Below are 19,858 nucleotides of genomic sequence, written 5' to 3' on the forward strand. Positions count from 1 at the left end.
TTACTCAGGCGGGGTGGGTTGGTAAAGCCCAGAGTGGCACGGCAGCAGCACCCGTCACCAGAGCTTCCGCAATAATTCCATCAATTTGTTATATAGGCGTGGTCAGGGCGTTCAGCGCAGGACGATGTCCACCGGGTTCGCTTCCGAGCGCCATGCGCCCGCTTCGCCCTGCCGGGGTGTGATGACCGGCGCTGTGAGCACTCCGGAGCGGTTGGTGCGCTTGTCACGGAGGATTTCGGTGACGGAACCAAGGTGCCGGGAGAGGTCGATGACGTTCTCGGGGGCAGCCAGCAGCAGCTGGAACCCGAATTCGTGCAGCGCCTTGATCCCGGCGCCGGCGAACTCCTCGGAAGCCAGCACAAAGGCCTCGTCCATCATTACGGTGCCATACGTGGTGAAGCCCTGCTCCGCGATGCCCAGTTGGTAGCTCAGTGCGGCAGCCATGATGAAGGCCGTGAACCGCTGGCGCTCCCCGCCGGACATGGATCCGGTATCCGCGTGCATGAACACCTCGGACTTCTTCGCTCCACCCTTTTTGCCGGACGCCGGCTGGGCAACCTCGCGGTGCTCCTTGCACTGGATGAACAGGTGCCCGCGCACGTCCAGGACCTCGGCCCTCCACCGCCGGTCCTCGGGCGCCTGCGAGCCCAGCCGCTTCACCAGCGTCTCCAGCGACTTGTAGCGGGCGGTGAGCTCGGCGTCGTCGTCCCTTTCCCCTCCTGTTTCCAAGCCTGTGGCGCCTTTCCTCGACGCTTCGGATTTGGCCGGGCGGGAATGCCGGGCCTTCAGGGCGTTCTGGATCGCGTCCTTGAACTGCTTGGCCGTGGGAGGAAGCGTCTGCTTGATGTCCAGTTCAAGGAAACTCCCCTCGTGGAAGTTGACCTGCGACAGGATGCCGTTCAGCGGCAGGATGCGGCTGGTGATGGAGCGCCGCTCCTCATCAAGCAGGTGCAGCAGCGTGCTGAAGGACTCATGCGTGCGCTGGTTGAAGAACTGGCGGAACTCCGCTTCCTGGGCCGGGAGGCCATCGCTCACGATCGCGTGGTAGCGCGTCTCAAACTCGCCGGCGGCACCGATCGTGGTGCCGTGGTCTGCCGAGATGGCGCTCCCCCAGTCACGCACGAACGCCTCGAAGATGCGTGTAAGCCGCTCGGCGGTGGCCTGCCCGCGGGACTCGGCGGTGTGGAGCTCCGCCAGCAGGGCGGTGCGCACCCGGTGGGCGAGGTTGTCCAGCTCGTGCATCTCCGTCACATCACCGAAATCGGCAAAGTACGGTTCCAGGGCAGTGACGGTGGAGTCCGACGGCGGCGCCTGGGCCAGGCGCTGGCGGGCACCTTCCAGCAGGGAATCGGCAGCGGTGAGCTGCCGGTCCAGTGCCTTGTACTCGCTCTGCAGCACGGCGGCGGCCTCGGTGCTGGCCTGGTGTTTCTGCCGCACCTCCTCGATGCTGGCCCGCAGCGGTTCCAGGTCTGCCTGTGCCGCGAGGGCGTCCTTCAGCCGCTGCTCGAGCCGGGCGAGCTCCTCGGCGGCCACTGCCGCCGACACCTGGTCCCAGCCACGGTGGTCCTCAGCGATGCGGCGCAGGGCCTCAAGCTGCCGGGCCATGCCCTGGTGCGAGTCTTCCCGGCTTTGCGCCAGCTCTGCCGCCTTGGCCACCTCCTGCCGAAGGTCCTCCGCCTGCCCGGCAACAAGTTCCAGCTTGGCGGCGTTGTCGAACCCGAGGACGTAATCCTGCCGGCTGGTGAACCTGTCGTCCTTTTCCACGGTGTGGCGGTTGCGCTTCACCACGCCGCCCAGGCTGAGGCCGCGGTCCAGTGAGGCCAGCTCATCCGGGTCCTCGACGCAGGTGTAGGCGAAGTCCAGTGCGATGCGCTCACGGATCCAGGACCCTGCCTCGGCCGCGACGCCCGTGGTGAGGATGTCCAGCTTGGTCAGCAGGTCGCCGTCGCGCACGTCCTCCAGCGCCAGCGCGCCGCCGGACAGTGGCTTGGACACGTCCACGGCCCGCAGCGCGCCGCGCACGGCGTGATCGTTGAGGTACCGGGTGACCGCGGCGAAGTGCTCGCCCGGCACCAGCAGCGTGGTGGCCAGGTTGCGGAGCGCCCGCTCGGCGGCCGGGCGCCACTTCTCCTGCCCCTCGGCGAGGTCCATCAGTTCGCCGGCGAACGGCATCCGGTCCTCCGGGATGCCGGTTGCGGCGGCGATCGCGGCCCGGTTTTCAATGCTCGACGGCGGCAGCAGCGACTTGCGCGTCTTCAGGGACACGAATTCCTGCTCAGCCGCGGCCAGCTCGCGCTTCTTGGTTGCGTGCGCGTCGAAGGCCTCGAAGCGGAGTTCCTGGAGGGCCTGGGAATCGTTGTTGAGCTCCGCGGACCTTGCTGCCGCCTGCCCGTGCGCCTGCTCCCAGCCCTCCTCGGTCCAGTCAAGCTGCAGGCCGGCGTCGGCCAGCGCCTGGCGCGCCGTCTCCTCCACCTGTTGGCGGAGCTTCAGCCCAACGCGGGCGTTTTCCAGGGACTGCTCGATTGCGGAGATGGCATTGCCGCCCTGGTTGTTGTAATCCGCTTCCAGCTGGCGGAGGTCCTTGGCCAGCCCGTCCCGGACAGTCCGCTCGGCACCAAGCTCTTTCGCCTTCGCCTGGGCCAATCCCTTGAACCGTTCAAGCAATCCCTGGTGGACCGTGACGGCCAGCTTCTGCTTGTAGGCCTCGAACTCCTCGCCGGCGAGGTCCCGCAGCCTGTTCGCGTCCAGCAGCGCCTGAGCGTACTCCCGGTTCAGTCCGGGAACCGGTGCCAATTGGTCCCGCTGCTGGCGGACGTCCTCCAGCCGCTGCCGGATGGACATCAGGTTGCTGAATTCCTCCACCACGTCGTCCGCCGCCGCGAGGGTGGCCGGGGCGTCCAGGACCTGGTCGCGGAAGAACGTGTTGACGCTGCCGCCCAGGCCCTTGCCGGCCTGGATGACACGCAGGAGCGGAAGGGCCTGGTCCGAGTTGATGCCCAGCAGCCGGCGGAACCGCTCGGCGAAGGCCTTGTGGACATCGAAAACCTGCGCATCGGGAAAGATCGTCTCCAGCGCAGCCTTGGTGAACCGCTTGTCCGCGATGCCTTCGAGGGCTTCCAGGTCCAGCGGGTCGTGGTCGATGACATAGAAACGTCCGACGCTCGACTCCGTGCCGTTCTTGGGAAGGTCGAACAGGGCCGAGACGGTCACCCGCGTGCCGGCCGCGTTATCGAACGTCAGGGCGACGGCGGACCACGTGGCACCGGGCCGCTGGAAGGCGCTGGCCGAGCCCTCTCCCACAGCTTTGTCGCCCACCTTGCCCCGCATGTAGGTGAAGGTGGTCCGTTTGTCCTCCACGGCTCCGCCCGAACGCTGGGCCGCGGCCTCGTTGGACCTGGGCCGGGCATCGAAGACCCGCAGCATGGCGTCGAACAGCGTGGACTTGCCCACGCCCGAGTTGCCTGTCAGCAGCGTGCCGTTGCGGTCCACATGCATCGTGTGGGCTCCGTGGAACGTACCCCAGTTGACCACCTGCACCAGGGCAAGGCGCATCTGGCCGGGGTTTGTCAGCTCACCCATCGGGAGCATGGAAGCGATGCTCACTGGGCGTCCTCCGTGTCAGTGTCGCTGTCCGCGGAACCGGCTGCTCCGTTGTCGAACTCCAGGAGCGCCTCCGTGCCCGCGGGGTCTGTGGTTGCTGCCACCAGGGCCTCTATGTGGGCGGGGATGTCGCCTATGTTGTCGAACGGGAGGGCCAGGGGCAGGGCGTTGGAGATGGTGTAGACGTCGTCCAGCCCTGTGGGGAGGAGGAGCTGGCGGGCCAGGAGCTTGGTGATGGCCCTGTTCACCACGTCCGAATCCCGCAGCGCGTCCTGCTGGCCGGCGGGCTGGTAGTGCGCCACCAGGTCGGCGATTTCCTCGCGGGTGATGGTGGGGTCGGTCTGCGCGGTGACATGGCGGTCCAGGAGCAGCCGGAGCCGGAGCAGCACGATGGTCTCCACCCGGCTGAGGGCACGCTGCTGCCGAAGGATGCTGGAGCGGGTGCTGCCGCCGATGGCGTCGGGGTCCACCGGGCGCAGGACGGCGATCTTCCGCTCGTGGTCCAGCTCCATGGTGAGGAACAGCTCGGACAGCCGGCTCCGCAGGATCACCTGGTTGTCCAGCAGGACAGTCCACAGCTTTTCGTCCCGGCCGCCGTCCACGTAGGGGCCTTTGAGGAGCTTTACCAGCGCCTGCCGCACCTTCATGGACAGCACCCCGGTATCACCGGGGAAGAGCGCGGCGCCGTCCACGAAAGTGTCGCGGGGCGTGACGGCGAAAGGCCGCTCCGCCGTCGTCGTGGTTGTCTCTTCAGTCATCAGGATCCTTTGGAAGCGTGACCAGCGGCAGGTAGGCCCTGCGCGTGGTGCCGTCTATCTGTTCGTAGTCCAGTGCCTCAAGGCCCTGCTTGTCGAAGCCAGCGCCGGCGTGGAGGGCGTGCGAGAGGAGCGCGCGGATGGTGTTGATGTGCTGTTCTCCGGGCGGCAGCTGCTGCCACGCCTCGGAAAGGGTGGAGGCGCCGGCCAGGGCAGCCCGCACCACCTCCGGCTTCGCCTTGCCGGTCCTCGGCGAGCGCACCCGGTCAGAGTCGCTGAAGGCGATGGGATCGGCCAGTTTGGGCGGGGCGGCGAACTCGTCGGGATCGAAGAGCTTCACCATGGACAGCGATTCGAACCCCGCGTTGAACAGGACCGGCCCGGGGACCAGGCCAGGGCGTTCCCGCTCATAAGGAAGGGACCTGATGGCCTGCTCGGCCTCCCGCAGGACCTGGCGGAGCCGGACGGACTGACGGAAGTCGTCACTCTGGACGTAGGTATTGAGGCTCTCGCTGAGCTTGCCGTAGATCCGCTGGATCTGGCTGTGCTGGTGGCGAAGCTCCGCCACCAGGTTCTTCAGGGTTTCCCGGTCCTCCGGCGAAAGGTCGTCGGCGAACTGCCGGCCCAGGACCTCCCCGATCGCGGACCGGAAGCGCAGTTGCTGCTGCGGATCCTCGAGGAAGGCGGTGAAGGACCGGAACGTCCTGCCCTCGGGACTTTGCCGGAGGCGTTTGTCCGCCTCCAGCACCTGGGCCATGGTGGCGCCCTTGGTCAGCGACTCCTCGATGATCTGGTTGCGCAGTTCGCCCACCAGTTCCTCGATCCGGTCGCGCATCTTCTTGTAGTCGGCGGGCAGGCTTGCCGCCAGGTCCAGGATGTTTCCCGCGGCCTCTACCGCCTCGTCGTCATCCAGGAGGCCGTCGAATTCGCCGCTGCTGATGTCCTGGATCAGTTGCTGGCGTTCTTCGATCTCCTCTTCCAGGGACTCCAGCCGGGCGCTCTGGTCCGGGTTGGTCTCGTTGGCGAGCTTTTCCACGTCGCCCAGCAGCGTGCCCAGGCGGGACCCGTTGAGGGTGGACCGTTCGCTGGAGAGGCTGTCCAGGAAGGCCAGCACGCGCGCCGCGGGTTCCGTCACCTCGTAGACGATCTGGCCGGACTGGTTGCGCCGCGTCAGGAACTGGCGGCGCGTCCACTCGTCGCCAAAGGACTTCCCGTTCGCCCCTCCACCCAGCCCGGGGTCCTGGCGGCGGAGCTCCTCAAGGAAGGAGTCGACGTCGGCATGGAACTCCTCCAGCGGCAGCTGCGGCCGGGTGCGGGTGAAGGACGCCTGCAGCACCGCGATCACCCAAGGCGCCGAGCGCGTCAGCGCCCAGGCGGGTCCTTTGGTGAGGAGTTCGAGGTCCCGAAGCCGGGCGCTGATGGCATCAGCGGATGACCTGGCGGAGCGGGGCACACACTCTCCTTGGACTGTTTGCGGGGCGGGCGGCGGACTGGATCGGAAAACCGCCAACTACAAGGTTAACGCAGGCGCCGCGACCACTCCGTGACCTACCGGGCGGTAGTGTTTCGATCCCATATCAACAGGGCTTTGCGCCCGTTGCGGCTCTGGCTGGAAAGGGAGGCTCCCCCTACGCTCGTGCTACTGGTCTCAACCAACTCCTAACACACGCAACGACGCAGCAGGGGGACTCATGCCGTTCGATCTGACAGCAGTGGACAACGCCACTTTGGTGTTCGTGGGCACGCTGGTATTCGGGTTTATCCTGGCCGCTTTCGTCCTGGCCTCGGGACTGGTGGCACTGATCCTCCTGGGGGCCGGAAAGTTGGGCTGGACGCTGGCGTCCAAAACGCTCCTGGCCGTGGTGCACGGTATTAATACCGGCTGGGAAAGGCTGGTTCACCACGCCGCCACGGTGGACGTTGCAGGCGATTTCCAGGCCCAGGCTTCCCCTAGCACCGGAACCTACCCGCGGGTAATCTTGAGAGACAGCTGAAGGGTTCTCCAACCCGGCGGATCCATGGCTACACCGGCCAATCCGGCCAAGGAGATGACCCATGAGCTCCGCCACTGACAGCCCCGCAACAAGCCCTGCCACCGGCCTCCCCACCTCCACAGGACCGGCAACAGACTCCCCCGCAGAGGACACCCCCGTACCCGCCGGCAAAATCGGCGCCGGCGTCACGGCCGATGAGGCCCGCGCCGTGGCGGAAGCGGCACGGGAATCCGGCTGGGAGCGGCCCAGCTTCGCCAAAGGCCTCTACCTGGGCAGCTTCGACCTCAGCCTGGTCCACCCCTGGCCCACCCCGGACCCGGCTTCCGTGGAGCGGGGCGAGGCATTCATGGCCCGGCTGCTGGAGTTCGCGGGCACCATGGACGGCCGGGTGATCGAGCGCGATGCCATGATTCCCGACGACTACATCCGGGGCCTGGCGGACCTGGGTGTTTTCGGGATGAAGATCCCCCGGGAATACGGCGGCCTGGGCCTGTCCCTGGTGTACTACGGCCGGGCCCTGGCGCTGCTGGGCAGCGTGCACCCAAGCCTCGGTGCACTCCTCTCGGCCCACCAGTCAATCGGGGTGCCGGAACCGGTGAAGGTTTTTGGCACCCCGGAACAAAAGCGCGAGTACCTGCCACGCTGCGCGGCCGGCGCCATTACTGCCTTCCTGCTGACGGAACCGGATGTGGGCAGCGATCCCGCCCGGCTGGGCAGCACTGCAACGCCCACGGACGACGGCGAGGCGTACCTTTTGGACGGCGTCAAGCTGTGGACCACCAACGGGGTGATTGCGGAACTGGTGGTGGTGATGGCCGTGGTGCCGGCCCACACGGATGCTGACGGCACCCGCCACAAGGGCGGCATCAGCGCCTTCGTGGTGGAAATGGACTCGCCGGGCATCACGGTGGAAAACCGGAATGCGTTCATGGGCCTGCGGGGCATCGAAAACGGCGTGACCCGGTTCCACCAGGTCCGGGTGCCGGCCGCCAACCGGCTGGGGCGCGAGGGGCAGGGACTGAAGATTGCGCTCACCACCCTGAACACTGGACGGCTTTCCATTCCGGCGCTGTGCGTGGCGTCGGGCCGCTGGAGCCTGAAGATCGCCCGGGAATGGTCCAACGCCCGGACCCAGTGGGGCAGGCCGGTGGGCGAGCACGAGGCCGTGGGCAAAAAAATCGCATTCATCGCCGCCTCCGCCTTCGCCCTGGACGCGGTTTTTGAGCTCTCCGCCGAACTCGCCGACGCCGGCCAGAAGGACGTGCGGATCGAGGCCGCCCTGGCCAAGCTCTGGGCCACGGAAATCAGCTGCCGGATTGCCGATGAACTGGTCCAGATCCGGGGCGGCCGCGGCTTTGAGACCGCGGATTCGCTGGCGGCACGCGGCGAGCGCGCCGTTCCTGCGGAGCAGCAGCTGAGGGACCTGAGGATCAACCGGATCTTCGAGGGCTCGTCGGAAATCATGCGGCTGCTGATCGCCCGGGAGGCGGTGGATGCGCACCTGGCCGCCGCCGGTGACCTTGCGTCTCTGGACGCGAGCCTGTCCGACAAAGCGAGGGCCGCCGTCGGGGCTTCCGGCTTCTACGCGCGGTGGCTCCCCAAGCTGGTGGCCGGCGCCGGCATGGACCCGCGCTCCTACAGTGAGTTCGGGCGGCTGGCCAGGCAGCTGCGCTTCGTGGAGCGTTCGTCTCGGCGGCTGGCCCGCCAGACGTTCTACGGGATGGGCCGCTGGCAGGCGAAGCTCGAACGGAAGCAGGCGTTCCTGGGCAGGGTGGTGGACATCGGCGCCGAGCTGTTCGCCATGACCGCGTGCTGCGCCCGGGCGGAGAACCTGCTGCACACCGCACCGGAAAAGGCCGCCAGTGCCTATGAGCTGGCGGAGGCCTACTGCGAGCAGGCCCGGGTTCGTGTGGACGAGTACTTTGACCAGCTGTGGCGGAACACGGACGACGCCGACCACTCCCTCACGCGGAAGGTCCTGGCCGGGGACTACACCTGGCTTGAGGAGGGCATCCTGGACCAGTCCGAAGGGACCGGCCCGTGGATCGCTGATGCCTCCCCCGGAGCCTCCCGGCGGGAAAACCTGCACCGCAGATACCGGTGACGCCACAGGTCACGAAATAGTAAGCATCCTTGCTATCACTGGTGGGTGATGCTTGAGTGGAGCCATGAGTAGCTCAACAGACCCAGAGAACCTGCCTCCGAGGCGTGCCCGCGAGGATGTTGACCGAACCGGGACCCGCCGCGACGATGCCGTTGGGGGCGAACCCACCCGCTCCTACCCGCAGGTGCCGGCAAGCGATGCCGCGCCGACCTCCACCTATGACCGGGTGCCGGACCGCACAGGGCGGGCCGGTGCCTCCGCCGAGCGGGAGTACGTTCCCACAGCTCCCGCACCGGCTGCCGATCCCAACCTGACCGACCGGCAGACCGCCGTGGCCCGGGAAAAGGAACAGTTCGGCGGCATCAAGGTGGGCTCCGCGTTCTTCGGCTGGCTGACTGCCACCGGCATGGCCGTGCTACTCACCGCCTTTGTGGCGGCGGCGGGAACGGCTGTTGGCCTGGCCACCAACACCGATGTGAATGAAGCTGTCAGCCAGGCAGCCCAGAACCAGGGCACGGTGGGCCTGGTGGGCATCATTGTCCTGCTGGTGATCCTGTTCGTGTCCTATTACTCCGGCGGTTACGTGGCAGGCAGGATGGCGCGCTTCAATGGTGCCAAACAGGGCCTCATGGTGTGGATCTGGGCGCTGATCGTGGCGATCCTTGTGTCCATCCTGGGCCTGGTGGCGGGGCAGCAGTTCAACGTGCTGGCCAACCTCAACAGCTTCCCGCGGATCCCCATCAACGAAGGGCAGCTGACCACCACCAGCATCATCGCCGCCGTCGTGGTGGCCGCTGTTGCCCTGGTTGGCGCCGTCCTCGGCGGACTTGCCGGCATGCGGTTCCACCGCAAGGTGGACCGGGCGGGATTCACGCCGGACAGTGCCTACGACAACGAGTAGTCAGGCGTGGACGTCCCCGTCCACGTAGAGCCAGCGGCGGTTTTCCCGCACGAACCGGCTGGTCTCGTGGAGGACGCCGCGGCCGCTGCCGTGCCGGTAGTACGCCTTGAACTCCACCACCCCCTCGGTATCCAGCGGTCCGCCGCCGGACATGGAGAGGATGTCCAGGCGCCGCCACTCCATCCCCGGATCCAGTTCCAGCTCCGCCGGCGCTGTCCGGGGGTGCCAGGTGCGCATCAGGTAGTCCGCGTCCAGCAATGCGAACGCACTGTAGCGGGAGCGCATGAGTTGCTCAGCAGTGGCAGCATCCGCCACTCCCCGGTGGAAGCGTCCGCAGCACTGTCCGTACTGCTCCCCGGACAGGCACAGGCAGTTTTCCTGGTCTATGGATACCGTCATGCAAAAGATGCTGTCACACGCGGTAACAGCTTTGCTACAAACCGGGGCGCACCCCAGCGTCCGGCGGCACGGCACCCCAAAAATCCGTAAGGTGGAGAAGGAGCGGGCGCCCTGGCGGAGTAGGGCCGGGGTGCGTCCTGCTGCCGGCAGAGAGGAGAGATGACGTGGAGAATCCGGATACGCTCATCCTCAACCTGACGTTCCTGGGAACCGTGGGCGTTGCACTCCTGATGTTCCTGGTCCTCTTCCTGCTGGGGGTCATCACCCTGGTCCTTGCCGGGCTTGGCCGCCTGGCAGCCGCGCTGCTGATGGCCCTGTTCGGCCGGCGCTCCCGAAAAGAATCCCTTCCCCTTGTACGCTTCGCCGGACCTGCCGGGGGCCAGCAGCAGGCGTCCGACGGCGGCGCTGGCGCGGCGTCCGCAGCCGGACCGGCACACGCCGGGCTGCTTGCGCGCGCGTTCCGCAAGCGGGCCGGGAAGCCTCCCCGCGACTGGCGCGCCGCGCTGCAGCCCGGCCACCTGAAAACGACGCTGCGCACCGCCGTCGAACACCACCCCGCGCTGGCCGCCGCCCGCCGCGAGCCGCCTGTCCTCGCGGAGGACTGGGCCGCTGCCGTTGCGGACGCGGACGCGCGGGCAAAGGCCAAGGCACGCGCGGCTTCGCCGGACATCAAGCTTTCAGTGCGGGATTTGCCCGATCCCCAGGTGCCGGCAGAAGAGGTTGCGGAAGTGGCCCCGCTGGTGGAATCCGCACTGGATAACAGCCGTCCCTCGCGGGAGCTGCCCCGGTCCTTCAAGAAGCCGCAGGTCCCCCACGTCCTGGCTCCGCTGGACACCGGATCACTGGTGTCCCTGTCCGGCCCGGCGCAGATCAGCAGGGCGGCGGCGGAGGCAGCCAAGGAAGCGGGTTCCACAGGGTCTGCTTCGAAGGGCAGACAGCCCTTACCCTGAGCAACCATCTGGGTTAGCGTGAAACCCATGGAATTCAGATACCTCGGAAACAGCGGATTCAAAGTCTCGGAAATCACGTTCGGCAACTGGCTGACGCACGGCTCGCAGGTGGAGAACGACGTCGCCACCCAGTGCGTGCGGGCAGCGCTCGACGCCGGCATCAGCACATTCGATACAGCCGACGTCTACGCCAACACGGCAGCGGAAACGGTCCTGGGTGCTGCGCTGAAGAACGAACGGCGCGAATCCCTGGAAATCTTCACCAAGGTCTATGGGCCCACCGGCCCCAAGGGCAAGAACGATCTTGGCCTGTCCCGCAAGCACATCATGGAATCCATCAACGGTTCGCTGCGGCGCCTGCAGACGGACTACGTGGACCTCTACCAGGCCCACCGCTACGACTTCGAGACGCCGCTGGAGGAAACCATGCAGGCGTTCGCGGACATCGTCCGGCAGGGCAAGGCGCTGTACATCGGCGTCAGCGAGTGGACGGCCGAGCAGCTGCGTGAAGGACACGCACTGTCCAGGGAGCTCGGTTTCCAGCTGATTTCCAACCAGCCCCAGTACTCCATGCTGTGGCGGGTCATCGAGGCCGAGGTGGTGCCGGCGTCGGAGGAGCTGGGCGTGTCCCAGATTGTCTGGTCCCCCATGGCGCAGGGTGTGCTGAGCGGCAAGTACCTGCCCGGCCAGCCTGCCCCTGAAGGAAGCCGCGCCACGGATGAAAAGGGCGGCGCAAAGATGATCGAGCGCTGGATGCGCGACGACGTCCTGGCCGGCGTGCAGGAGCTCAAGCCCATTGCCGAGGAAGCGGGCCTCTCCATGCCCCAGCTGGCCGTGGCGTGGGTGCTGCAGAACCCGAACGTTGCCTCGGCCATCGTCGGCGCCTCGCGGCCGGAGCAGATCGCGGACAGCGTGGCGGCGGCAGGCGTGAAGCTTGAGCCGGAGGTCCTGAAGAAGATCGACGACGCCATCGGACCGCTGGCCGAGCGCGATCCCGCCCAGACCAAGTCCCCCGCCGCGCGCGAAGCCTAGGGCGCCCGTGACTTCCGCAGCGGAACTGCCTGACTTCCCCGGCCTCGGCGTCACGGGGTCCACCGGCGGGCTGGGCGGCATGGTGGCGCGGGAACTCGCCGCGCTGGGTTCCACCCAGCGCCTGCTGGTCCGCGATCCTGCGCGTGCGCCTGAGCTGGATGGTGCCACGCCCGCCGTGTGCAGCTACACAGACACCGCGGCTGCCCGGCAGGCCCTGGACGGCGTGAAAGTGCTGTTTATGGTGTCCGCCGCGGAAACGCAGGACCGGGTGCAGCAGCACACCGCCTTCATCGACGCCGCGGCAGGCGCCGGGGTGCAGCATGTGGTGTACACGTCCTTCTACGGCGCAGCTCCCGACGCCACCTTCACCCTGGCCCGGGACCATTACGCCACGGAGGAGCACATCCGGGCATCCGGCATGGACTTCACGTTCCTGCGGGACAACCTGTACCTGGACTTCCTGCCGCTCCTGGCCGGGGAGGACGGCGTGATCCGCGGACCCGCCGGCGACGGCGCCTTTTCGGGGGTGGCCCGCGAGGACGTTGCCCGCTGCGCCGTGGCCGTCCTGCGCGACCCCGCCATCCATAAGGGCGCCATCTACAACCTCACGGGCCCCGAGGAACTCACCCTGGCGCAGGCCGCGGACATCATCACGCAGAGTACGGGCCGCACCGTCTCCTACCAGCCGGAGACGCTGGAGGAGGCCTACGCGTCGCGGGCCTCCTATGGCGCACCTCCGTGGCAGGTGGACGCGTGGGTCAGCACGTATACCGCCATCGCGGCCGGGGACATGGCGGGGATATCACCGGATGTCCACGGGCTCACCGGTGAAGACCCCATCAGCCTGCGGGAATTCCTGGCCAGGCCTGTCCTCTGACTCCAACGGGAAGGCCGTTGACGTGCCGGCAGGGCGGGCGTAGACCTGTGGACAGGGGACGTTCAAGCCGGCCGGCAGGAGTGGCACCACCATGAAACAGATCTTCACGCACCAGCAGTCCGCGGGCCCAGCCGCAGCGGCGGAAAGCCCCGCTGCGCACACGGCCGGGCCCACCACCGGCCCGATCACCCGGGAGGAACTCCAGCTGGGGGCCCGCAACCACTCCATGCCGCTGGAGGCCCTCCGCCGTGACATCACCCCACCGGGGCTGCACTACGTCCTGACCCACTTCGACATCCCGGACATTGACGAGTCCTCCTGGCACCTGCGGATCAGCGGTGCGGTGGACATGGCCATGGAGCTGACCATGGCCGCCCTGCGCAGGGACCCCGTCATCACGGTGCCCGTCACCCTGGAGTGCGCCGGGAACGGACGGTCGCTCCTGGATCCGCGGCCGGTCAGCCAGCCGTGGATCCTGGAAGGCGTGGGCACCGCGCACTGGACGGGCGTACCCCTGGCCTACCTCCTGGGAAAGGCGGGCGTCCACCCGCACGCTGTCGAAGTGGTGTTCACCGGGGTGGACGAGGGCGTCCAGGGCGGCGTCCCCCACCGCTACGCACGCAGCCTGCCGATCCATGAGGCGCTGCGTCCCGACGTCGTCCTTGCCTATGCGATGAATGGCACTGAGCTGCCGCCCCAGCACGGCTACCCGCTGCGGCTGGTGGTGCCCGGCTGGTACGGCATGGCCAGCGTGAAATGGCTGCAATCCATCGAAGTGGTGACCACCCCGTTCAAAGGCTTCCAGCAGGAGGTCGCCTACCGCTACCAGGAATCAGCGGACGACGCCGGCACGCCGGTTTCGCGGATCAGGGTGCGTTCGCTGATGGTTCCGCCGGGCATCCCGGACTTCCTGACCCGCAACCGGATGCTGAAACCCGGGCCGGTGCTGCTGCAGGGCAGGGCGTGGTCCGGCGGGGGTGCCGTCACGTCGGTGGAGGTGGGCATCGACGGCGCGTGGCTGCCGGCCCAGCTCGACAAGCCTGCGGGCGGATACGCGTGGCGGAAGTGGACCATGCCGTGGGTGGCGGACCTGGGCGGGCACGTGCTGTCCTGCCGTGCCACGGACTCAACCGGAGCCACCCAGCCCCTGGAGCAGAACTGGAACTACCAGGGGATGGGCAACAACGTGGTGCAGCGCATCAGCGTAACGGTTGGTTAGCCGGGCGGCCCGGCTGGTGCTGGAGCCGCCGACAGGTCCGGCGCCGGGAAAGCGGGCCGGGCTATACTCGGTGCCAGCCATGACCAGCCTTCCTTCCTCCCCCGCCAGTGTCCGCATCGACGCGTGGCTGTGGGCCGTCCGCGCCTACAAGACCCGCTCCGCGGCTACGGCTGCCTGCCGGGCAGGCCACATCCGGCTCAACGGCAGCCCTGCAAAGGCATCCGCGACGCTGGTCACGGGCGACACAGTCACCGTTCGGATGTCCGGGTACGAACGCATCCTCGAGGTGCGCCGGCTGATCAACAAGCGCGTTGGGGCTGAACCGGCCTCGCACTGCTTCACCGACCACACACCTCCGCGCCCGGTCGCCCCCGCCCTCGGCCTGCCGCAGCGCGATCGGGGCGCCGGCCGGCCCACCAAGAAGGACCGCCGCGAGATGGAACGGCTCCGCGGTTCGGCGTGACGGGCCTGGTCCTTGCAAACGTGCGGATACCCGGGGACGCCGCACTGTACAGCGTGCACATCAGCGACGGCCGGGTGGCCGGGTTTGGCGCAGATGCTGACTCTCCGGTAGCCGCGCGCGTCATCGACGCCGGCGGGCGCTGCCTGCTACCTGGGCTCTGGGACGAGCACGTCCACATGACCCAGTGGGCGCTGCACGCCAACCGCATTGACCTCTCCGGTGCCGTCAGCGCCCAGGATGCGGCCGCCGTCGTACGTTCTTCGATGCCCGGCGCCGATCCGGCGGTGACCGCCGTCGGCGTCGGCTTCCGTGACGCCCTGTGGCCGGACACGCCCTCCCTGGCGCTGCTGGATGAGGCAACCGGCAGCCAGCCCACCGCACTGGTCAGCCACGACCTGCACAGCGTGTGGCTCAATACCGCTGCGGCCAGGCGGTATGCGGTACAGGTGGACGCCTCCGGGCTGCTGCGCGAGGACCCGGCCTTTGCCCTGACACGGGAGCTGGGCCGCCTGCCCGACGCCGTGGTGGATGCCTGGGTGGCCGGAGCCGCCAGGGCGGCTGCTGCCCGTGGCGTGGTGGGCGTGGTGGATTTCGAGATGACCTGGAACCGGGACCCGTGGCTTCGGCGCATTGCCGGCGGCTTCGATGCCCTCCGGGTGGACGCCGGTGTCTACCCTGCCGACCTTGAGCGCGCTGCGGCCGAAGGCATGAGGACCGGACAGGAGGTCGACGGCGGCAAGGGGCTGCTGCGGGTGGGACCGCTCAAGGTGCTTATTGATGGGGCGTTGAACACCCGCACCGCCTATTGCGTGGATCCCTACCCCTTTGGCGGGCGCGGGCTCCTGACGGTGGAGCCGGAGGAGCTCCTGGCCCTGCTGGAGCGGGCAAGGGCCACCGGATTCCTTCCCGCCGTCCACGCAATCGGGGATGCGGCCAACCAGGTGGCCCTCGACGCTTTCGAACGGGCGGGGATTGGCGGGCGGATCGAGCACGCCCAGTTTGTCCGCCGGGAGGACCTGGCGCGTTTCGGTTCGTTGGGCGTGCTGGCCAGCGTCCAGCCTGTCCATGCACTCGACGATCGCGATGCCGCGGAGACCAACTGGCCAGGGCGGACTGACCGCGCTTTCCCGCTGCGTTCCCTGCTCGACGCCGGGGCATCGCTGCTGCTGGGCTCGGATGCCCCGGTGGCCCCACTGGATCCTTGGGCTGCCATGGCGGCGGCCACGGCGCGGGCCCGCGATGACGGGCGCGGGCCGTGGCATCCCCAGGAAGCCATTACCCGCGGGCAGGCGCTCCTGGCGTCGAGCCGGGGGCGTTCGCAGGTGCGCGTGGGTGATCCCGCCGACCTGGTACTTCTTGATGCCGATCCGTTGGCTGCGCCGGACGCGGTGTTCGCGGCTATGCCGGTGGCCGCCACGCTCGTCGCCGGGCGTTTTACGTACGACGGCGGCCTGGCGTAGGTCAGGCTGCGGTCTCACCCCTTTGTGCGTGCCCTCACGAGGTTGGCAAACGGGAGCCTTCCGTGTTCCTCGACGAAGGCCGCGTGGTAGCCCGCTTCTGCCTTGGCGAGGTGTTCCGCCGGCAGTTCCTTCCAGGCGATCAGCAACTGGTCCGCATCCGCGAGCTGCCAGACCAGCCGGCCGTCCCAGTGCCCCGGCGGCTTGCCCTGGCCGAAATCCAGGAACTCCTGGACCTGCCGCCGGAGGCCGCGGTTGCCCTTGCTGCCCGGGCCTGCCTTGCCCAGGTAAAGAACGACGGTGGCGTCCACCCATTCGGCGGCGAGGGCGGGCTCGGGCAGGGACGGGTCCTTCTTCTTGAAGACGCCTGCGGTGCTTTTTTTGAGGAAGCGGGGCTGGAACCCTTCCGGTGCCAGGACGGCGAAGACGCCTGTACCCTGCGGGATCCGCATGGCCTCGAGCGAACCGATGGGACGGAAGCCCGCGAACCCCTCGGCTTTCAGGCCCTTTCTGGAGAACTGCATTCCCTCATTCAACAGCACGCCTCACGGCCACTTGGCTTATCCCGGTTTATCCACATACCGCCCTTAGCAGCCGGTTGTTGTCAGACCCTGCTGGAAGACTTTGTTTATGGAAGCGGTTCAGGTGCTGGGAGGGGCACTGCCACCAGCGCAGGTGGCGGGAAAACCCGCTGCGCCTGCGGACGCCACGCGCCTTGTCTCCTGGGTGGCGCCGGTTCCCGGGGTCCTGTCCGTTGCTGACATCTCGCGTTCCCTGTTGTCGGTTCCGGTCGCGGCTGACGGCCCCGGGATGATTGATCAGGTGCGGGAGCTTGAAGACCTGAAATCGCTGGCGGCTGCGAAACAGGCCCGGATCGCTGTGGCTTTCGATCTCTCCCAGCGGAGGGAGCAGGCCGCGGCCGGTGTCCCGGCCAAGGAACAGGGCGCCGGTGTTGCCGCGCAGGTCGCGTTGGCACGCCGGGAGTCCCCGGCCCGCGGCGGCCGGCTCCTGGGCCTGGCCAAAGCCCTCACCACCGAGATGCCCCACACCCTGGCCGCCCTGCAGTCCGGGCAGCTGAACGAATGGCGCGCCACCCTCATCGTGAAGGAAACAGCATGCCTGTCCGCCGAAGACCGGTGCGGGGTGGATGAGGAACTCGCCGCCGACACCGGCACCCTCTCCGGTACAGGTGCACTGGCCGGCGCCGGGGACCGGACCATCCTTGCCGCGGTCCGGGCCGCCGCGTACCGGCGCGACCCGCGCTCCGTAGCCAGACGAGCCAATCAGGCAGTGAACGACCGGACCGTGACGCTCCGCCCGGCGCCGGACACCATGGCCCGCCTGAGCGCCCTGCTCCCGGTCGCGCAGGGCGTCGCCGTGTACGCCGCCCTCACCCGCCACGCCGACACCGCCCGATCAAACGGTGATGACCGTTCCAGGGGCGCGGCCATGGCCGATGAACTGGTGCAGCGCATCACTGGCACCCCGGCCGGGATCAGCAGCATTGAAGTCCAGCTCGTCATGACCGACCGCACCCTCTTCCAGGCCGACAGCGAACCCGCCCGCCTGGCAGGCTACGGCATCGTCCCCGCCCACTGGGCACGGCAAACCATCCTCGGGCAGCAAGAACGACCCGGCGCGGGACCAGCGGACAGCGCCGGCGCTCCGGAGACGGACGTCAGGGCTGGCAGCGGTACTGATGTTTGGCTCCGCCGGGTCTTCACAGCCCCCGGCACCGGCGAACTCCTCGCCATGGATTCGAAAGCCCGGCTCTTCCCTCCCGGGCTCCGCCGGTTCCTCCAGGTCCGCGACGACACCTGCCGCATCCCCTACTGCGATGCACCCATCCGCCACCACGACCACATCATCCCCTGGCACCAGGACGGGCCCACCACCAGCAACAACGGCCAAGGCCTCTGCGAAGCCTGCAACCACACCAAAGAAACACCCGGATTCTCAGCCAGACCGGTCCCTGGACCACGACACACGGTGGAACTGAAAACCCCCACCGGCCACACCTACCACTCCACCGCACTGCCACCTCCCGGCACCGGCCTCGAGGGCGCTGGAGCGGGCGCTCCAGCCGCTATTGCTGCTGTCCTCGCTACGGGTCCCCCATATGAGCTCGCTCCCCGGGCAGCGCGAGCCGCGCCGTCGCAGCGGGCCCGCCGTCCCGCCGTCGTGGGAAACGTCCAAAGCGCCTACAGCAGGCCAAAGCACTAAACTGCGCGATTCCGGCATTCCCTCGCGGCCAAGGACGGAACACGTTGTTCGAAGCACCGGCCGCCCGGGTTCCGGCTGACCCAATCAGCCGATCTCACAGAAGGGAGAGAGAACTTCACCTGCCCACCCATCAGCGTGGAAGCGTAGAGTGGCCTAAGACGCCTGATTCTGGACGCCTTGCTGCTGAGGGAGAAATCGTGACGATTGATTGGGACGAGAAAAAGGCCCTGCTACAGGAACCGAACATTGCGAAGGTAACCCAGCTTTGCGACGAACTGATGGAAAAGAAGCCAGGGTCCGTCGTCCCTTATATCGACCCTGTGCACGACGAGGATGAGTGCCGCATCGTCAGCCTGCAGGTCAGCCCCGGCAAGGGCACCGAGTCCGGCTTTGTCTCGCACTACAACGACGATGAGGCCGCCCGCCGCGCCACCCAGATCTACGAGTTGGCAGAACTTGATCCCCGCTATGTGATGCCGTGGCACGCCTACCCCTGGGTCCGCGATGCGGATATGCCGTCCGCCCTGAATGTGCAGGAGAAAACTGACGGCCTCCGCCCGTTCCGGCAGTTCCTGAAGATCAACTCCCGGGTGTCTGCGGTCATCGCCCACGGCACCGATGCCTCCACTTTCCTCACCCTCTTCGAGAAGACCTACCACCAGTCGCTGAAGAACAGCGGTATCAAGGTATACAAGGCCACCGCGCTCGGAGGCCGGGCCTTCGCCGTCTCGGAAGCGAAGCAGGAAGAGCTTCTGGCCAAGAACGTGGACATCTATAAGGACGCCATGCAACGGGCAGGAATCCAGCACCTCTAACATTCCGTCTAGGGCATGGATGTCATCGCCTGGCTGCTCGAGTCCGATCCAGCCCTCCGCTGGCAGGTCCTGCGCGACCTGACCGGCGCGGCGCCTGGGACAGTGATTGCCGAACGGAACCTGGTTGCCACCAGCGGCTGGGGCGCCCGCCTTCTAGCGCTGCAAGGAGCAGACGGACAATGGGACGGCGGCACCTACTGGCCGGACCATGACGACGACCCCCACGGCCAGCCCTGGACCGCAACCACCTACAGCCTGCTGCTCCTGCGCGATTTCGGCCTGAACCCCGCCGCCCAGGAAGCCAGGCATGCGGTCAGCCTGGTGAGGGACAACAGCCGTTGGGAGGAAGGCAACCAGCCTTTCTTCGACGGCGAAACCGAGCCCTGCATCAACGGCATGGTGGTGGGGCTGGGCGCCTACTTCGGGGAGAACGTCGACGCTGTGGTGGACCGGCTGGTCCGTGAACAGCTTCCGGACGGCGGATGGAACTGCGAAGCAGAACGGGGATCTGTCCGATCTTCATTCCACACCACCATCTGCGTGCTGGAAGGGCTGCTGGAGTACGAACAGGCCACCGGGGGGACCGGCGCATCACGGCAGGCGCGGCACCGCGGCGGGGAATACCTGCTGGAACGCAGGCTGCACCGGCGGAAAAGCACGGGCGCCGAGGTCAGTCCCGAATGGCTGCAGTTCTCCTACCCCACGCGCTGGTTCTACGACGTTCTCCGCGGGCTGGACTACTTCCGCTCCGCCGGCGGCACGCCCGACGAACGGCTGGGAGAAGCCGTGGAGGCCGTCCGCTCCAGGCAGCAGCCGGACGGCTCGTGGCTGCTGGAGAACACCCATCCCGGCAAGGTGCACTTCACGCTGGAGGACGGCGATGGGCAACCCAGCCGGTGGAACACCCTCCGCGCCCTGCGGGTCCTCAGCTGGTACGGGGGCCACCAGAAGGGACCGGAACCGGCCTAGCTGTACTGTCCCGGCTGGTTGATGACACGGGGATTGATTTGACGCAATAAGAGGACCTCCGGGTGTTGTGTGGTGCTTGTCGAGAGCGAACACAAACCAG

17 protein-coding genes are annotated in these 19,858 nt (G+C 67.7%); 12 read left to right on the top strand and 5 right to left on the bottom strand.

Annotation, left to right across the window (positions count from 1 at the left end; all coding sequences use genetic code 11):
* Positions 1-111 precede the first annotated feature (111 nt).
* Genes NFU08_RS17625 through NFU08_RS17635 form a run of 3 tightly spaced genes read right to left on the bottom strand, consistent with a single transcriptional unit; the run spans position 112 to position 5,808 of the window.
* Positions 112-3,603 carry an ATP-binding protein gene (locus NFU08_RS17625; protein WP_251424959.1) on the bottom strand — a complete coding sequence of 1,164 codons (3,492 nt, stop codon included), beginning with the start codon at positions 3,601-3,603 and terminating at the stop codon, positions 112-114.
* Positions 3,600-4,358: a DUF4194 domain-containing protein gene (locus NFU08_RS17630; protein WP_174181791.1), complete on the bottom strand. Its 759-nt coding sequence runs from the start codon at positions 4,356-4,358 to the stop codon at positions 3,600-3,602. The genes NFU08_RS17625 and NFU08_RS17630 overlap by 4 nt, the downstream gene beginning before the upstream one ends.
* Positions 4,351-5,808: a DUF3375 family protein gene (locus NFU08_RS17635; RefSeq protein ID WP_174181789.1), complete on the bottom strand. Its 1,458-nt coding sequence runs from the start codon at positions 5,806-5,808 to the stop codon at positions 4,351-4,353. The genes NFU08_RS17630 and NFU08_RS17635 overlap by 8 nt, the downstream gene beginning before the upstream one ends.
* Before the next feature lie 238 nt (positions 5,809-6,046).
* On the opposite strand from NFU08_RS17635, the gene NFU08_RS17640 reads away from it, so the two are divergent.
* The 3 genes from NFU08_RS17640 to NFU08_RS17650 all read left to right on the top strand — a co-directional run bounded on the left by NFU08_RS17640 (position 6,047) and on the right by NFU08_RS17650 (position 9,354).
* Positions 6,047-6,349 carry a hypothetical protein gene (locus NFU08_RS17640; RefSeq protein ID WP_174181787.1) on the top strand — a complete coding sequence of 101 codons (303 nt, stop codon included), beginning with the start codon at positions 6,047-6,049 and terminating at the stop codon, positions 6,347-6,349.
* 61 nt (positions 6,350-6,410) lie between these two features.
* Complete coding sequence (locus tag NFU08_RS17645; protein ID WP_251424961.1) at positions 6,411-8,453, top strand: acyl-CoA dehydrogenase family protein; 2,043 nt, start codon at positions 6,411-6,413, stop codon at positions 8,451-8,453.
* Between the two features lie 64 nt (positions 8,454-8,517).
* Positions 8,518-9,354, top strand: coding sequence for a TIGR04086 family membrane protein (locus tag NFU08_RS17650; RefSeq protein ID WP_251424963.1), 837 nt, complete (start codon positions 8,518-8,520; stop codon positions 9,352-9,354).
* Here NFU08_RS17650 and NFU08_RS17655 read toward each other — a convergent pair whose 3' ends face one another.
* Entirely contained in the window at positions 9,355-9,753 is a 399-nt protein-coding gene (locus NFU08_RS17655; protein WP_251424965.1) for a YchJ family protein, read from the bottom strand. It abuts the gene before it with no gap.
* Positions 9,754-9,917: 164 nt separating this feature from the next.
* Between NFU08_RS17655 and NFU08_RS17660 the strand changes: the two genes are divergently transcribed.
* From NFU08_RS17660 to NFU08_RS17685, 6 genes are all read left to right on the top strand, one after another.
* Entirely contained in the window at positions 9,918-10,703 is a 786-nt protein-coding gene (locus NFU08_RS17660) for a hypothetical protein (protein WP_251424967.1), read from the top strand.
* Between the two features lie 27 nt (positions 10,704-10,730).
* Positions 10,731-11,735 carry an aldo/keto reductase family protein gene (locus NFU08_RS17665; protein WP_174181778.1) on the top strand — a complete coding sequence of 335 codons (1,005 nt, stop codon included), beginning with the start codon at positions 10,731-10,733 and terminating at the stop codon, positions 11,733-11,735.
* Between the two features lie 7 nt (positions 11,736-11,742).
* Positions 11,743-12,612: an SDR family oxidoreductase gene (locus tag NFU08_RS17670; RefSeq protein WP_251424970.1), complete on the top strand. Its 870-nt coding sequence runs from the start codon at positions 11,743-11,745 to the stop codon at positions 12,610-12,612.
* A 91-nt stretch (positions 12,613-12,703) separates the two neighbouring features.
* Positions 12,704-13,831, top strand: coding sequence for a sulfite oxidase (locus NFU08_RS17675; protein WP_251424972.1), 1,128 nt, complete (start codon positions 12,704-12,706; stop codon positions 13,829-13,831).
* Between the two features lie 79 nt (positions 13,832-13,910).
* A complete protein-coding gene (locus NFU08_RS17680) occupies positions 13,911-14,294 on the top strand; it encodes an RNA-binding S4 domain-containing protein (RefSeq protein ID WP_174181774.1) in 384 nt (127 codons plus the stop codon).
* Positions 14,291-15,754, top strand: a complete 1,464-nt coding sequence (locus NFU08_RS17685; RefSeq protein ID WP_251424974.1) for an amidohydrolase — start codon at positions 14,291-14,293, stop codon at positions 15,752-15,754. The genes NFU08_RS17680 and NFU08_RS17685 overlap by 4 nt, the downstream gene beginning before the upstream one ends.
* A 14-nt stretch (positions 15,755-15,768) precedes the next feature.
* On the opposite strand, the gene NFU08_RS17690 is transcribed toward NFU08_RS17685, so the two are convergent.
* Positions 15,769-16,275, bottom strand: a complete 507-nt coding sequence (locus NFU08_RS17690) for a hypothetical protein (protein ID WP_251424977.1) — start codon at positions 16,273-16,275, stop codon at positions 15,769-15,771.
* A 106-nt stretch (positions 16,276-16,381) separates the two neighbouring features.
* Between NFU08_RS17690 and NFU08_RS17695 the strand changes: the two genes are divergently transcribed.
* From NFU08_RS17695 to NFU08_RS17705, 3 genes are all read left to right on the top strand, one after another.
* The gene (locus NFU08_RS17695) at positions 16,382-17,974 is read left to right on the top strand and encodes an HNH endonuclease signature motif containing protein (RefSeq protein ID WP_397426116.1); all 1,593 of its coding nucleotides are present in this window, start codon (positions 16,382-16,384) and stop codon (positions 17,972-17,974) included.
* Positions 17,975-18,171: 197 nt separating this feature from the next.
* The gene (locus NFU08_RS17700; protein ID WP_066272323.1) at positions 18,172-18,789 is read left to right on the top strand and encodes a uracil-DNA glycosylase; all 618 of its coding nucleotides are present in this window, start codon (positions 18,172-18,174) and stop codon (positions 18,787-18,789) included.
* Between the two features lie 15 nt (positions 18,790-18,804).
* Complete coding sequence (locus NFU08_RS17705) at positions 18,805-19,758, top strand: hypothetical protein (RefSeq protein ID WP_251424980.1); 954 nt, start codon at positions 18,805-18,807, stop codon at positions 19,756-19,758.
* Positions 19,759-19,858 lie beyond the last annotated feature (100 nt).

This window comes from Pseudarthrobacter sp. NCCP-2145 (assembly GCF_023708005.1).
Lineage (GTDB): Bacteria > Actinomycetota > Actinomycetes > Actinomycetales > Micrococcaceae > Arthrobacter > Arthrobacter oxydans.